At 64.5% G+C, this 15607-nt stretch carries 12 protein-coding genes; 9 read left to right on the plus strand and 3 right to left on the minus strand.

The genetic code is table 11. The annotated features are described in order from the left end of the window. Positions 1-20: 20 nt before the first annotated feature. From FJ492_RS12675 to FJ492_RS12690, 3 genes are all read right to left on the minus strand, one after another. Positions 21-4484: a YadA-like family protein gene (locus tag FJ492_RS12675; protein ID WP_140770118.1), complete on the minus strand. Its 4464-nt coding sequence runs from the start codon at positions 4482-4484 to the stop codon at positions 21-23. 197 nt (positions 4485-4681) lie between these two features. Beyond that, on the minus strand, positions 4682-5101 hold the full coding sequence (locus FJ492_RS12680; RefSeq protein ID WP_140745499.1) for an AraC family transcriptional regulator: 420 nt from the start codon (positions 5099-5101) through the stop codon (positions 4682-4684). 507 nt (positions 5102-5608) lie between these two features. Then, positions 5609-5797, minus strand: a complete 189-nt coding sequence (locus FJ492_RS12690) for a hypothetical protein (protein ID WP_140770120.1) — start codon at positions 5795-5797, stop codon at positions 5609-5611. 290 nt (positions 5798-6087) lie between these two features. Here FJ492_RS12690 and FJ492_RS12695 point away from each other — a divergent pair, with 290 nt between their 5' ends. The 9 genes from FJ492_RS12695 to nirD all read left to right on the plus strand — a co-directional run bounded on the left by FJ492_RS12695 (position 6088) and on the right by nirD (position 15607). Further along, positions 6088-7551: a phosphatidylserine/phosphatidylglycerophosphate/cardiolipin synthase family protein gene (locus FJ492_RS12695; RefSeq protein ID WP_140504067.1), complete on the plus strand. Its 1464-nt coding sequence runs from the start codon at positions 6088-6090 to the stop codon at positions 7549-7551. Positions 7552-7693: 142 nt separating this feature from the next. Next, on the plus strand, positions 7694-8494 hold the full coding sequence (locus tag FJ492_RS12700) for an endonuclease/exonuclease/phosphatase family protein (protein ID WP_140504068.1): 801 nt from the start codon (positions 7694-7696) through the stop codon (positions 8492-8494). A 122-nt stretch (positions 8495-8616) separates the two neighbouring features. Then, positions 8617-8937, plus strand: a complete 321-nt coding sequence (locus FJ492_RS12705) for a hypothetical protein (protein ID WP_140712650.1) — start codon at positions 8617-8619, stop codon at positions 8935-8937. Positions 8938-9066: 129 nt separating this feature from the next. Next, complete coding sequence (locus tag FJ492_RS12710) at positions 9067-9669, plus strand: ANTAR domain-containing response regulator (RefSeq protein WP_027144304.1); 603 nt, start codon at positions 9067-9069, stop codon at positions 9667-9669. A gap of 2 nt (positions 9670-9671) precedes the next feature. Then, entirely contained in the window at positions 9672-10898 is a 1227-nt protein-coding gene (locus tag FJ492_RS12715; RefSeq protein ID WP_181166644.1) for a CmpA/NrtA family ABC transporter substrate-binding protein, read from the plus strand. Between the two features lie 210 nt (positions 10899-11108). Further along, positions 11109-11435: a hypothetical protein gene (locus tag FJ492_RS28760; RefSeq protein ID WP_181166645.1), complete on the plus strand. Its 327-nt coding sequence runs from the start codon at positions 11109-11111 to the stop codon at positions 11433-11435. A 64-nt stretch (positions 11436-11499) separates the two neighbouring features. Further along, positions 11500-12801, plus strand: coding sequence for a nitrate/nitrite transporter (locus FJ492_RS12725; protein WP_140712656.1), 1302 nt, complete (start codon positions 11500-11502; stop codon positions 12799-12801). A gap of 20 nt (positions 12802-12821) precedes the next feature. Next, positions 12822-15272: a nitrite reductase large subunit NirB gene (gene nirB / locus FJ492_RS12730; RefSeq protein WP_140504077.1), complete on the plus strand. Its 2451-nt coding sequence runs from the start codon at positions 12822-12824 to the stop codon at positions 15270-15272. A 5-nt stretch (positions 15273-15277) separates the two neighbouring features. Continuing rightward, positions 15278-15607: a nitrite reductase small subunit NirD gene (gene nirD / locus FJ492_RS12735; RefSeq protein ID WP_140504078.1), complete on the plus strand. Its 330-nt coding sequence runs from the start codon at positions 15278-15280 to the stop codon at positions 15605-15607.

Consider the following 15607-nt stretch of genomic DNA (forward strand, 5'->3'; position numbering starts at 1 on the left):
TTGCCGCCCTGCTGCCCACCTCAGTTCAAGGTGAAGCTCAGGCCGGCGCCGACACCGACATTTCCACCCGCCGCCGTGCCGGACACGTTGCCACGGATGCGGCCGTCCTCGCTGGTGTAGCCCGCGCCGAAGGCAAAGGCGCTCGAATCCCGCCAGAAGCCGCCGCCGGCCGCCACGCTCAGCTTGCCGGGACGGTCGTCATAGCGCAGCGAGGCCGCCGCCAGTCCGATTGCCGCCGCCTGCCGGGCTTCGTCCCTGATGCCGCTGATGTCGGAATTGAGCTGGCCCAGTTTCTGGTCGGTATAATTGTTGGCCTGCTGCAACGTCGTGACCGCCACCTGGTCGGTATAGGTCTTGCTCTGGGCCAGGTTCAGGTTCAGCTGGTTGACGTTGACCGCGTCGGTGCCGGCAACGCCGGGGCCGACGTTGGAGATGACGACAGGCGCATTCGGATCGCCGCCCTGCAGCGTTATCTTGTTGGTCTTGGTCGTCGATCCGTCCGGATTGTTGACGGTGTCGTATTGCACGGTGTTTTGGACAGTGCCGCCGATGCCGCCGATCGTCTTGGTCAGGTCCTCGATCGCCGTGTTGGTGGCGTAGAGTTGCGAGCCGTTGATCGCATCGGTGCTGCCGGAAGAAACGCGTCCGGCGGCGACATTGGTGATCGTCCGCTCGGAGCCGGCGTCGCCGACGCTGACGGTTCCGGTCGGGGTGGTGCCGGCATAGGCGTAGGTCTTGCCGTTGATGGTGGTGCTGGACGTACCGACCGCGGTCTGCGACACCGAACCCGAACCGAGCGCCACATCGCTGGCGTTGTTGGCCTGTGCGCCCTGGCCGAGCGCGACGGCGCCTTGGCCCGCGGCTGTCGAACCATGGCCGGCGGCCAGGCTGTCTGTGCCGCTCGCCACGCTCTCCGGCCCGATCGCCACGGCGTTGGTGCCCCCGGCGACGCTGTCTGCCAGTCCCGAATTGGCGTGGAAATACTTGATGCCGCCGCCATTGTTGATGTTGGTCAGCGCATTGTCGACGGCGGTGAAGCCATCATAGACGGTCGAATAATTGTTGCCCTGGATATTATAGGTCGGGCCGGTGATCGAGCCGTCGGGATTGACCGTGGTGCCGCCGCCGAACAGGTTGGTTACGTTCTGCGACACGCCGCGCAACTGCGAGACGTTGACGCCGTCGGTGTCGGCCGAACCCGCCGCGACATTGGTGAGCTTGCGTTCGGCCCCGGCGCCGCCGATCGACACCTCGCCCACCGAAGTCTGCGGGGTGGTCACGGCAAAGGCCGTGTAACCGGCCTGTGCGCCGACCGTGGTGACGGACTGCGCGCCCAGCGCGACGCTGTTGATGAAGCTGCTTTGGGCGCCGGCGCCGAGCGCCACCGACTGGATGCCGGAGGCGAGCGAATTGGTGCCGAGCGCCAGGCCGTCGGCCAGCATCACATGGGCGTTCTGGCCGATGGCCGTGCCGCCGGGTGCCGTCTGGTCGACGACGGCGCCGTTGCCGATGCCGATGCCGTTATCGCCGTTGACGACCGTGGTCGGACCGACCGCGACCGATTCCGCGCCGACCGCCAGCGAGTCGCCCGCCACCGAATTGGCATGGAAATACTTGGTCGAGGTGGCCGATACGGCAGCGATGGCGCCGGCGAGCTGGCGCACCGTCACCGCGTCCTGGTCCTGCGTGCCGTCGGCCACATTGGTGATCTGCCGATAGGATGTGGCGTTGCCGACCGACACGGCGCCGAGCAGCGTCTTGTCGGTGGTGTTGTACTGGATGAAGTTGGATGGGCCGGCGGGCAGTTGCCCGGTAGCCGGAGCGATCGCGCGATCGGAGACCGAACCCGAGCCGAGCGCCACGCCGCCGTCGATGCTGGCGTTGCTGTCGCGGCCGAGCGCCAGCGCGCTGACGCCGGTCGCGGTCGCCTGGTAGCCGACGGCCGTCGAGCCGACGCCCTGGGCGAAGGAATCGGTCTGCGCCAGCCCGGTCTCGTTGGTGCGGGCGTAGCGAATGCCCTCGCCATTGGTGGTGGTATAGATTGCCGAGGTGTCGCCGGCGATGTTGTTGATCGTGTTGCCGAGATTGGTGATGTTGCCGCCGATGGCGGCGATGTCTGATGTGTTCTGCGTCACCTGCTGGTTGGTGGCGAAGAGCTGCGAGCCGTTGACGGCATCGGTCGAACCGCCGTTCAACTGCCCGGCCGCGACGTTCTGGATCTGGCGCTCGGCCCCGGCCGAGCCGACCGAGAAGGCGCCCGCCGGCGTGCCGCCGGCGAAGGTGTAGTTGACGCCGCCGATCGTCGTGCCGCCGACATTGGTCGTTGCGCCCGACGTCGAATTCAGGCCGATCGCGACGTCGCCGGCATTGTTTGCCACCGCGTTCGGGCCGACTGCGACGGAATCGGCTCCCAGCGCCTGGGAGTCAGGCAGGGCCGAATTGGCATGGAAATACTTGATGCCGCCGCCGACATTGATGTTGTTGACGACGGCGCCGATGGCATCGACCGCCTGGTTGGTGGCGAAGAGCTGCGAACCGTTGATGGCGTCGGTCGAGAGCGCGCTGATCCGCCCCGCCGCCAGGTTGGTGATGGTGCGTTCCGCTCCGGGCGCGCCGATGCTGACCGTCGAGGTCGGATTGGTTCCCTGGAAGGCATAGGTCGTGCCGTTGACCACTCCACTGGCGGTGCCGACCGCCACGGCGGTCACCGAGCCCGAGCCGAGCGCCACGTCGCCGGAGCTTGCCGCCGCCGTCGCGCCGTTGCCCAGCGCGACATTGCCGGCGAGGCCGGCGGCACCCGCCGTCGAGCCGTTGCCCAGCGCCACCGAGCCCTGCCCGATCGCCTTGTTGTTGTTGCCGATGGCGACCGCGCCGGCGGCCTGGTTGGCGGCGGTGGCGGTTGCCGTGCCGTCGCTGTTGGCGATGTTGTTGGCGCCGCCGGTGAAGGCGCCGGTGCCGCTGGCGTAGCTCGGATCGCCGATGGCGACCGCGCCGTCACCAAAGGCGGTGTTGTTCGCACCGATGGAGATGGCTTGGCCGCCGGTCGCCACCGCGTTGGTGCCCATGGCAACCGCGTTGGTGGAACTGGCCGCGGCATTGTTGCCGATGGCGATGGCGCTCGTGGCCGACGCCGCGGCGCCGATGCCGAGTGCGGTGCTGGCGACCCCGCTGGCGTTGGCGCTGACGCCGGCAGCGAGGGAATTGTCTCCCGTCGCCTTGGATCCGGACCCGAATGAGGAGGCATTTTGGCCGCTGGCAACGGCGACGTTACCAACCGCTGTGCTGGCGGCGCCACTCGCAACGGAGGTGGTGCCTATGGCGATGGCAGATTGAGCGCTCGCGTTTGCAGCCGTTCCCAGCGAAGCTGCATTCAAGCCACTCGCAGCGGCATTGTTGCCGATCGCCGTGGCGTTGACGCCCGCGGCCTGGGCTCCAGACCCCGCCGCGACCGTGCCGGTAGCGCTCGCCACGGCCAAATTGCCCAGTGCCAGCGAGAAGTCGGCCGAAGCGGTGGCAGAGCGACCGAACGCCCCGGAGCTTGTCCCCGCAGCATTGGCAAATAGGCCGATCGCCGCGGCGTTCGTGCCAGTCGCCTTGCTTTGGCGGCCCATCGCGATCGTATCGACCTGGGACGCCGTCACATCAGTACCGATAGCGATGGCGCTCTGGGCCAGCGCTCCCGTTCCGGCGGCAGTGCGCGAGCCGAGATAGACTGAGTTTATCGTGGTTGCAGTCGCCTGAAAGCCGATTGCAACGGCATTCTGGGCGCCTGCGTTCGTGTTGGTACCTTGGGCAATGGTGTCCAGTCCCGACGAGACCGCGTTACTCCCGAGCGCGATGGCGCGCGTCCCGGTGGCTTTAGATGACCAACCCCCGGCGAATGACAGGGAACCGCTGGCCAAGGAACTGACGCCGACCGCGGTGGAGTTACCTCCGGAAGCAACGGAGAAGGTGCCCAAGGCGCTGTCGCCGGCGCCGGTGGCACTGGCGCTCACGCCGATCGCCACCGTGTTGACGTTATTTGAGATTGTGCCAGAGCCCAGCGCCACCGCGCCGCCGGGGCCCGTGGCCGACGCGGTCCGGCCAATGGCAATCGAATATTGGGCCGCCGAATTGGCCTGGAAACCGACTGCTATGGCCCAGTTAAGGCTGGCGGTTGAGCCATTTCCGATGGCCACGGTCTCGGGACCGGTCGCTGAACCGCCGCCAGCCTGATATTGCGCCTGAGCCGGCATCGCAGCCATGCCGATCGCGAAGGCGCCCAGCATCGCGGCCGCCGCCGGCATCCCGCCGACCCCGAGCGTTCCCAGCCCCAGGCGCTTGCGCCCCATACCCTGCGCGCGATGAGCCATGCGCAGGACCGCCATCAAACGACGGCGAACCGAGCGAGAGCGAGGATCGGCATTCGCGATCCAGTTGCCGGCGAAACGCGCCGCGCGACGCTGCACAACAAGTGAGCCGCTCGAAGTCTTGGTGTCGGTCATGGTGCCCTCTCCGCTGGCCGGCATGGAATCGTCTGACAATTCCAATCCACGACAGGAAGACATGATTCCTGCTTGCGGTATTTCACGATATTGCTGTCTTGTGAGAAAAGAGTCGAGCAACCCGGCAGAGGTTAACGGCTCGTTACTTTAGACGATGCTTTAATACCAAGCAGTGAAATAACGCCGCAAGTCGACCTTCATCTAACCTTGGCGTTAAGCTTACCTACCCGCGCCTGCAATGGCGTCACCTGCCGGTATTTCTTCATCACGGTGGTAAAATGGCTCTGGCTTGAAAATCCACTGGAATGAGCGATGTCGGCGATCGTCATGCGGCTGTCGGCAAGCAGCCTTTCGGCGAGGTCCAGGCGCAGGTCGAGAACATATTGATGCGGCGGCACCCCGAACGTCCGCGAGAAAGCCCGCACGAAATGATAGGACGACAGCCCGCACACCGCGGCCATTTCGGCAAGCGCCAGCTTGCGGGTGAAGTTCTCGTGCAGGAAGTCTTGCACCTTGCGTGCGGCGCGGGGAGAAAGCCCGCCTTTTGCATTGAGCGCCGGCTGCCGCGCCGAATTGATTCGAGAAACTGACCCGGGAAAACCTTCATCGCCCGGCATTCTTCGGCCTCCTGATACGTCCAAGATGAAGTTCAACCCGAGGCTTCCTTCTCAGTTCCTCTAGAAAATAATTCGTGATTGTGCGAAGCGGGCCTGCATCGCTAGGCCCGTTCATGTGAGCGATCCGTCCAGACGGCGAACGATGCGCAGGCTGCATGGGCGCAAGCACGATCCCTACGGAGTACTCCTTGGCCAGGAATGTCTGCGAGCCGGGCCCGCGAACGGAATAAATCACGCTTCCTTGCGCTGTGGCCCTGCGCGGACCTGCACTTTCAGGAATGATGTCCAGGACGTATCGAGCTGCTCGCTCCCGATCGATGCCTCGGGAAACGCCGCTTTCCCGTGCCTCGTCCGCATTTTTCATTCGCACTGCCTCAGCCGTCCGACGCCGCCTCAAATCCCCTTTCCCGACCCGGAAGATAGCGTAACGCACGCACCTTGGCTTGGGAAGAACTCCCACGCGCAAATAAAAATCTTTATTCGAGATAAAGATGGAAAAATGAACGGCTAGAGATCTCCGCGCCGGTTCTCGTACAGATCCCAGGCGAGTTCCACGATAGTCAGAAGAACGTCGTCCCGGTTCCAGCCGGCAGCCACCGCAGCCAGGACGATCCCGTTGACGAGAGGCAGCAACTGGTCCTGGCAATCGGCCGACATATCGCCGTCGCCCGGCCCTTCGAAGTTGAACGTGATCATCCGGCGCCCCCCTCGCCTTCAGCCGAAGTGTTACATCGGCAATTTCATTCCCCCTTATATACAACGGATGCGGTACCAAAGTACAGGAAGCCCTGGAAGACCAAAGCAGAATGGGAGGGGCGCCGGATCACAACGGCTTTATGCTTCCCCGGGGTCAGGGGTGAACGCCGCTTTCAGCGTCCTGGTTGAGTTGCTCAAATAACCGTGCGCCGGCCGTTCTTGCACATGCAGGGATGTGGACATCGCCGGCTGCATTGCCTTCCGCGGGCGCTCGCTGGATAGTCCCGGCAATGTTCGAGACCCTGGTGATTCACTGGACCCAAATACTGGCGATCATCTCGGTGGTGATGGCGACCATCGGCATTGCCCATGCCGTCATGACCAAGGAGGACGTCCGCGCCGCCACCGGCTGGGTCGGCGTCATGGTGCTGTCGCCGATCCTCGGCGTGCTGATCTATGCGGTGGCCGGCATCAACCGCATCCGCCGCGCCACGATCAGCGCCCAGCGCCCGCTTGCCGAAGGCCTGGTGTCGGCCAAGCATGAGCGCGACGTCGCCGCCGAAGAGGCCTTGATCGTCGAGCGCTATGGACAGCGCTTCACCGGCCTCAGGACGCTGGGCGACAGGGTGGCGCGGCGCGCGCTCAACCCGGGAAATGCAATCGACGTGCTGGAGAGCGGCGACGAGGCCTACCCCGCAATGTGCGCGGCGATCGATGGGGCGGAGCGCAGCGTCCTGCTGGAGACCTATATTTTCGACAATGACGGCGTCGGCCTGCTTTTCGTCGAAGCGCTGGCCGGCGCTGTCCGGCGCGGCGTCACCGTGCGTGTGCTGATCGATGCCGTCGGCGCCCGCTACTCCGTCCCCAGCATCCTGGCACATCTGCGCCGCGCCAACATCACGGCGGATGTCTTCAACGGCAACATCGTCATGGGCCTGCGCCTGCCCTATGCCAACCTGCGGACCCACCGCAAGATCCTGGTGATCGACGGCACGGTTGCCTTTACCGGCGGCATGAACATCCGCAAGGGTTTTTCGTCGGAGTTCGCCGGGTCGAACAGCGCCAGGGACACGCATTTCCAGGTCACCGGACCCGTCGTCGCTGACCTCTTCTCGGTCGCCGCGGAAGACTGGCGCTTCGCCACCAAGGAGGCGCTGAAGGGCGATGCTTGGCGGATCACACCGGTTTCGCCGCCCGCCGGCCAGCCGATGCTGGTGCGTGCGGTCGCATCCGGGCCGGATGCCAGCAACGAAACCAACCACAAACTGCTGATCGGCGCCTTCTCGGTGGCGCGCAAGTCGATACGCCTGATGTCGCCCTATTTCCTGCCAGACCGGGAACTGATCAGTGCCCTGGTCACCGCGGCCAGGCGCGGTGTCGAGATCGATGTCGTGGTGCCGGCGGTGAACAATCTCTTCCTTGTCGACCGCGCCATGACCGCGCAATTCGACCAGATCCTGAAGAATTATTGCCGCATATGGCGCACGGAAGGACCCTTCGACCATTCCAAGCTGCTTTCGATCGACGGCGTGTGGGCCTATGTCGGGTCCTCCAATCTCGACGCCCGCTCGCTGCGGCTCAACTTCGAGATCGACCTGGAGGTCCTCGACGCAGGCTTCGCCACCGAGATCGAGAGGCGGATCGAAACGGCGATCGAAACGGCTGTTCCAGTCACGCTGGCCTCCTTACGGGCGCGTCCCTTCATCATCCGCCTGTTCGACCGCATCCTCTGGCTGGGTTCGCCCTATCTCTAGAAAAAACCATTATCTCCGAGAAAAATCCTATCTTTAACAAAACGACGTGTTTGCCCGGTAGCATGTCACCAATGATGGAACATCGGCCGAAAGACTCTATTTCCAGGTGCATGGTGAGAACCCTAGGGATGATGGGCGCGTTATGCGAATGAGCGGGCGCAGCCTGCCGGCCAGCATGCTCCTGTCCATTCGCGACAGGCGGATGCGCAAGGCCAACGCCTTGTCGCCGAAGAAGGACGGCGTCACCGGGACGCTGGTCGCCTCCTACAACGTCCACAAATGCATCGGCGTCGACCGCAAATTCGATCCCGACCGCACCAGCCGCGTCATCCGCGAGATCGCCCCCGACGTCATCGCCCTGCAGGAGGCCGACAATCGTTTCGGCGACCGTGTCGGGCTTCTCGACCTGCACCGTCTCGAACTGGAAACCGGCCTCGTGCCGGTGCCCATTTCCGCAACAGGCAAAGGCCATGGCTGGCACGGCAATGTCCTGCTGTTCAAAAGGGGCGTCGTTCGCGACGTGCATCAGATCAGGCTTCCGGGTCTCGAACCGCGCGGCGCCGTGGTGGCGGAGATCGATTTCGACGGAAATCAATCATTGCGCATCATCGCGGCCCATCTCGGATTGCTGCGCCGCTCCCGCTCGCAGCAGGCCCAGGTTGTGCTCGATCTCATGAACAGCCCCGATGAGAAGCCGACGCTCTTGCTCGGCGATCTGAACGAATGGCGGCTCGGAAACCGCTCCGCGCTGAACACGCTGCACGCGACCTTCGGCCCGCAGCCACCGGCAGTCCCCACCTTCCCGTCCAACCTGCCGCTGCTGGCGCTCGATCGGATCATGGCCAACCGGCACGGCATCATCGCGGCCGTCGAAGCGCATGACACGCCGCTGTCGCGCGTGGCCTCGGATCATCTGCCGCTGACCGCCTTCGTCCATTTGTAATGATTTTTGCCGCGCGTCGGTCACGTCTTGATGTCCGCCGCGTTGGAAAGCGTGTGGTATGTACCCTGGAACAAGCTCCTCCTGTTGCGAGTTGATGCCAGTCAACCCCAGGAGGACGAAACGTGAAGAAGGTGATTTTGGCTTCCCTATTGGCGTTTGCCGCGACGGCTTCAGTCATTGCGCCAACGCAAGCCGCAAGTTTGACGATCCAGTCCGATGACGACAACCAATATTCCTCGGATGACGATTCCGGGATTGTCGTTCGCCGTCATCATGTGCGCCGTTATGACAACGAATACGATGGCGACCGGAACGCTCAGTACGAAGACTACGATAATGGCGGCTACCGCTGGCACCGCCGGCACCACCGCTGCCACACGGAAACGATCGTGCATTGGCGCCACCACCACAGGGTGTTCGAGGACGTTCGCGTCTGCGGCTGAGGCCGCTCCGTCTCCTGATCCTATCCTTGGCGGATTGCCGCCAAGGATAGCCGTTGACGTCCGTCGCCTTTCCACGGACGCGGCTATTGCCGCATTGCACAAATTCCCCAGCATGCCCACAATGCCGGCATGATCCGAACTTCACTCGCCGTCCTGGTGATCGACGAAAACCGCATCCGCGCTTCGATAATCGAGGCCGGCTTGCGCGAGGCGGGCCATGAGCGGGTCACCGTCATCCATGACGTCAGCGGCATTGCGCGCCGCATCGCCGAGATCGAGCCCGACGTCATCGTCATCGACCTGGAAAACCCCAACCGCGACATGCTGGAAAACATGTTCCAGCTGTCGCGCGCGGTGAAGCGGCCGATCGCCATGTTCGTCGACCGTTCCGACCAGGCCTCGATCGAGGCGGCGGTCGATGCCGGCGTTTCGGCCTATGTCGTCGACGGGTTGAGGCAGGAGCGCGTCAAGCCGATCCTCGACATGGCGGTGAGCCGCTTCAACGCTTTCTCGCGCATGGCGCGCGAGCTGGAAGAGGCGCGCAGCGAGCTCGAGAGCCGCAAGGTGATCGACCGCGCCAAAGGCATCCTGATGAAGTCGCGCGGCCTGACCGAAGAGGCCGCCTACACGCTGCTGCGCAAGACGGCGATGAACCAGAACCGCAAGATCAGCGATATCGCCCAGAGCCTGGTGACTGCCGCCGGGCTTCTCGGACCGGCGGAGGACGAATAGACATGGGCGCCGAGCACCAGATCACCGCCGGCTTCATGCCGCTTTTCGATAGCGCCGTCCTGGTCGCTGCCGGCGAACTGGGCTTTGCCGCGCGCGAAGGCATCGATCTCACGCTACACCGCGAGACCTCCTGGGCCAACATCCGCGACCGCATCGCCATCGGCCATTTCGACCTCGCGCACATGCTCGGGCCGATGCCGCTCGCCTGCAATCTTGGCCTCACCCCCCTCGCCTCCGAGACCATCGTGCCCTTTTCGCTGGGGCTCGGCGGCAACTGCGTCACCATCTCCAACGCCGTCTGGGCCGGTATGGAGGCGCACGGCGCCGTGCCCGATCTCGATCCGATGCGCGCCGGCGCGGCCCTTGGCGCGTTCATCCGCGAGCGGGCGGCCGCCGGCCGCGACCCACTGCGCTTTGCCGTCGTGCATCCGCATTCCGGGCACAATTACGAACTGCGTTACTGGCTTGCCGCCTGCGGCATCGATCCCTCTCGCGAGATCGAGATCGTCATCGTGCCGCCGCCCTTCATGGCCGACGCGCTGGCAGCCGGCCGCATCGACGGCCATTGCGTCGGCGAACCCTGGAACAGCGCCGCCGTGGCAGCCGGCACCGGCCATATCGTCACCGTCAAGGCGCTGCTCTGGCGCAACAGCCCCGAGAAGGTGATCGGCGCGCGCAAGGCTTGGGCCGAACAGAGCCCCGAGGCACTGGCGGCGCTCTTGCGCGCACTGCATCACTCGGCGCGCTGGTGCCAGGATCCCGCGAACCGCGACGAATTGGCCGCGGTGATGGCGCAACGTGGCTTCCTTGGCCTGCCGCCGGCCGTCCAGATGCCGATCCTGACTGGCCGTCTCCGGCTGGGCGGCGGGGCGGAGCTGGACATCGACGACTTCTTCGTGCCGTTCGACAAGGCGGCCAACTTCCCCTGGAAAAGCCATGCGCTGTGGTTCTACACGCAGATGGTCCGCTGGGGGCATGTCGCGCACACGCCGGAAAACCTTGCCATCGCCCGCGATTGCTACCGGCCAGATCTGTACCGCTCGGCGCTGAAGCCGCTCGGCGTCGCGCTGCCCGGCGCCAATGCCAAGGTCGAGGGCGCGCTGAAGGTGGCGACGCCGGTGGGCTCGGCGGGCGCGAGCCTGGTGCTTGGCCCGGACGGCTTCTTCGACGGCCAGATCTTCGATCCCGACGAGATCGACGCCTATATTGCGAGCCAGTCGCGCCGCTGATCATTCGCGCGCCATTCTTGTGCATTGCACAAAATTTATGCGATCCATCGACCGGATTGGTCAATGTTTGACCTTATCCGTTGCTGGCGCGACCGAACCATGAGTCGGCGATCTAACTGATTTCGTTAGACATTCCAGCCAGTTCGGAAACTGGCACGGTTCCTGCATTGAAATAAACGAGCCCTTCTCGGGCAATCGAACAGGCGTCCAATGGCGGGCGCCACAGGCAAAGCTGCCGCTCAGGTCTACACGCGATCCCGGATGTACGGACGCGAGGGCCTGGACGGCGGCTTTTTTGTTTTGGACCCGAACACGCAATCAACGGAGCGCCGTTCCCAAGGCGCCCAACCGGAGACGACGATGACGAAACGGATCGGAACAACATCCCTGAAGGATTTCACCCGCCGCGATTTTCTGGTGAGCAGCGCGATGACCGCGGTGCTGTTCACCGTGGCGCTCCTGCTGTTTCCCACCGGCACCAAACCAGAGGGCAAGGCTCCGCAAGTGATCGCGCAAGGCGCGGCCTCTTCGCGCTGACCTATGCCGCACCGCATTCACCACCCAAGAACGAGCGCGGCGATGCCGCAAACCGGAGCCTGACATGACCGCAAATCTCCCAGCCGCGCCCAGCCAGGACACTGCTCCCCGGCAGGCGCTCGTAATGTCCACCATCGCCTTCACCGTCTGCTTCGCGGTGTGGACGATCTTTTCGATCATCGGCGTGCGCATTAAGCAGGATCTCGGGCTGAATGAGACGGAATTCGGCCTGCTCGTCGGCACGCCGATCCTCACCGGTTCCCTCGTGCGCATGGTGCTCGGCGTCTGGACCGACCGCTTTGGCGGGCGGCTGGTCTACACCGCGACCATGCTTGCGGCGGCAATCGCGACCTTCCTGCTGGCTTTTGCGCACACCTACGCGCAGATGCTGGTCGCCGCGCTCGGCGTCGGGCTAGCCGGCGGCTCCTTCGCCGTCGGCGTGTCTTACGTCTCGCGCTTCTTCCCCGCCGGCAAGCAGGGTACGGCCCTCGGCATCTTCGGGGCCGGCAATGTCGGGGCCGCGGTCACTAAGTTCCTGGCGCCGTTCGTGCTTCTTTCCTGGGGGTGGCAGTCGGTTGCGCTGATCTGGGCGGCGGCACTGGTCGTCATGGCTGTCGTCTTCTGGTTCACCACCGGCGATGACCCCGTCATTCGCGAGCGCCGTGCCGGCAAGGCGACACCCGTGAGGAGCTTCTGGCAGGAATTCGCGCCGCTCAAGAACCTGCAGGTCTGGCGCTTCGCCTTCTACTATTTCTTCGCCTTCGGTGCGTTCGTGGCGTTGTCGCTGTGGCTTCCGCGCTATCTGATCGGCGTCTACGGCTTCGGTCTCGCGACCGCCGGCATGATCGGCGCGGCCTATTCAATTCCCGCAAGTGTCTTCCGCGCTTATGGCGGCGTGCTCTCCGACCGGATCGGCGCCCGCACCGTGCTCTATTGGACTTTCGCGGTCAGTGCCGTCGCGACCTTCATTCTGTCTCTCCCCTCGGCAGACTACGTCGTACGCGGCATCAGCGGGCCGATCGCCTTCCATTTCGAGATCGGCCCGCTCGCCTTCATTGCCGTTGCCTGCGTGCTCGGCTTCTTCATGAGCCTTGGCAAGGCCGCCGTCTACAAACACATTCCCGCCTATTATCCACAGAGTGTCGGCGCGGTTGGTGGCGTGGTGGGCATGATCGGCGGTCTCGGTGGCTTTATCCTGCCGATCGCCTTTGGCGCGCTCAACGACCTCACCGGCGTCTGGTCGAGCTGCTTCATGCTGCTCTTCCTGATCGTCGTCACCTGCTTTGCCTGGATGCACTTTTCCATCCGGCGCATGGAGCGCGCGACAGCCGCCGAAGCTCCAGACCTTTCCTACGCCGCAGAGTGACACGGGAGCGGAGTAAGCACATGACCGAAAAACTCGTTATCATCGGCAACGGCATGGCCCCCGGGCGCATGCTGGAGCATCTGCTGGAACAGGCGCCGGGCCGCTACGCCGTCACCATCTTCAACGCCGAGCCGCGCGTGAACTATGACCGCATCATGCTGTCGCCCGTGCTGTCAGGCGAAAAGGCCTATGAGGAAATCATCATCCATGGCGACGGCTGGTACATCAAGCACGGCATCACCCTCTACAAGGGCCACAAGATCGTAGCCATCGACCGCCAAGCGAAGACCGTCACCTCCGATCACGGCGTGACCGAGCCCTACGACAAGCTTGTCATCGCCACCGGCTCGGTGCCGTTCATCATCCCGGTACCGGGCCACAACCTTCCGGGCGTGCTGACCTATCGCGACCTGGATGACGTCCGCGCGATGATGCTTGCCGCCCAGTCGCGCGCCAAGGCCGTGGTCATCGGCGGCGGTCTGCTCGGGCTCGAGGCCGCGGCCGGGCTGAATTCGCAAGGCATGGATGTCACCGTGCTCCATGTCATGCCGACGCTGATGGAGCGCCAGCTCGATCCGGCCGCCGGCTATCTCCTGCAGCGCGCCGTCGAACAACGCGGCATCAAGGTCATCACCAAGGCCAACACCCAGGCGATCACAGGCAATGGCAAGGTCCAGCAGGTGGAACTCGCCGACGGCACAATCATCCCGGCGACCCTGGTGGTGATGGCGGTCGGCATCAGGCCGAATGCGGCGCTGGCCAAGGATGCAGGCATCGCCGTCAACCGCGGCATCGTCGTCGATGCCGGGATGCGCAGCAACGACCCCGACATCTTCGCGCTCGGCGAGTGCGCCGAGGTGGGCGGCACTGTCTACGGGCTGGTGGCGCCGCTCTACGAGATGGCGCGTGTTGCCGCTCATCAGCTTGCCGGCGACGAGACCGCCGCCTTCGTCCACATGGACACACCGACCAAGCTCAAGGTCACCGGCATCGACCTCTTTTCGCTCGGCGACTTCGCCGATGGCGACGACCGCCAGGAGATCGTCCTGCGCGACGCTTCCGCCGGCGTCTACAAACGCCTGGTGCTCAGGGATGATCGCATCATCGGCACCGTGCTCTATGGCGAGACGGCTGACGGCGCCTGGTTCAACGACCTGAAGAAGAAGCAGACCGACATATCGCAAATGCGCGATACGTTGATCTTCGGCCAGTCCTACCAGGGGGGTGCCCCGCTGGACCCTATGGCGGCCGTTGCAGCCTTGCCGGATGATGCGGAAATCTGCGGCTGCAACGGCGTCTGCAAGGGCAAGATCACGGGCGCGATCACGGGCAAGGGCCTGACTTCGCTCGACGACGTCCGCGCCCACACCAAGGCGTCGGCCTCCTGCGGCTCCTGCACAGGGCTGGTCGAAAAGCTGATGGTGCTGACCCTTGGTGACACCTACAACCCGGCCGCGGTGCAGCCTATGTGTTCCTGCACCACGTTCGGCCATGACGAAGTACGCCGGCTGATCAAGGCCAAGCACCTGAAGACCATTCCGGCGGTCATGCAGGAACTGGAGTGGAAGACCTCCTGCGGCTGCGCCAAATGCCGGCCGGCACTCAACTACTATCTCGTCTGCGACTGGCCGGACGAGTATGCCGACGACTACCAGTCGCGCTTCATCAACGAGCGCGTCCACGCCAACATCCAGAAGGATGGCACCTATTCGGTGGTGCCGCGCATGTGGGGCGGCGTGACCAATGCGGCCGAACTGCGCGCCATCGCCGACGTCGTCGACAAATTCGAGATCCCGATGGTCAAGGTCACCGGCGGCCAGCGCATCGACATGCTGGGCATCCGCAAGGAGGACCTGCCGGCGGTGTGGGCCGATCTCGGCCAGGCCGGCTTCGTCTCGGGCCATGCCTATGCCAAGGGCCTGCGAACAGTGAAGACCTGCGTCGGCTCCGACTGGTGCCGCTTCGGCACGCAGGATTCGACCGGGCTCGGCATCCGCATCGAGAAATTCATGTGGGGTTCGTGGACCCCCGCCAAGGTCAAGATGGCGGTATCGGGTTGTCCGCGCAACTGTGCCGAGGCGACCTGCAAGGATGTCGGCGTGATCTGCGTCGACAGTGGTTACGAGATCCACTTCGCCGGTGCCGCCGGTCTCGATATCAAGGGCACGGAAGTGCTCGGCCTGGTCAGGACCGAAGACGAAGCGCTGCAGCACATCGTGGCGCTGACGCAGATGTATCGCGAGCAGGGCCGCTATCTCGAACGCATCTACAAATGGGCCAAGCGCGTCGGCATAGCCGAGGTCAAGCGCCAGATCATGGACGACGGCGAGAAGCGCCAGGCCTACTACGAGCGCTTTGTCTTTTCGCAGAAATTCGCCCAGGTCGATCCGTGGTCCGAGCGCGTCTCCGGCAAGGACAAGCACGAGTTCCGGCCCATGGCCTCGGTCGGGTTTGCGCAGGCGGCGGAGTGACAATCATGAACTGGATCGCGATCGGCACCATCTCCGATATTCCCCGGCGCGGCGCGCGCTGTGTCGCCACACCGCAAGGCAAGATCGCCGTCTTTCGCACGGCGGACGACGAGGTCTTCGCCATCGAGGACCATTGCCCGCACAAGGGCGGACCGCTGAGCCAGGGCATCGTCCATGGCGCGGCCGTGACGTGTCCTCTGCACAATTGGGTGATCTCGCTGGAGACGGGCAAGGCGCTTGGCGCCGACGAGGGCGCCGTGCGCACTATCCCGGTGAAGCGGGAAGGCGAGCGCCTGTTCATCGCGCTGGAAGCGCTGGCCAGCCGCGCGGCCTGA

This window comes from Mesorhizobium sp. B2-5-4 (assembly GCF_006441095.1).
GTDB classification, from domain to species: domain Bacteria; phylum Pseudomonadota; class Alphaproteobacteria; order Rhizobiales; family Rhizobiaceae; genus Mesorhizobium; species Mesorhizobium salmacidum.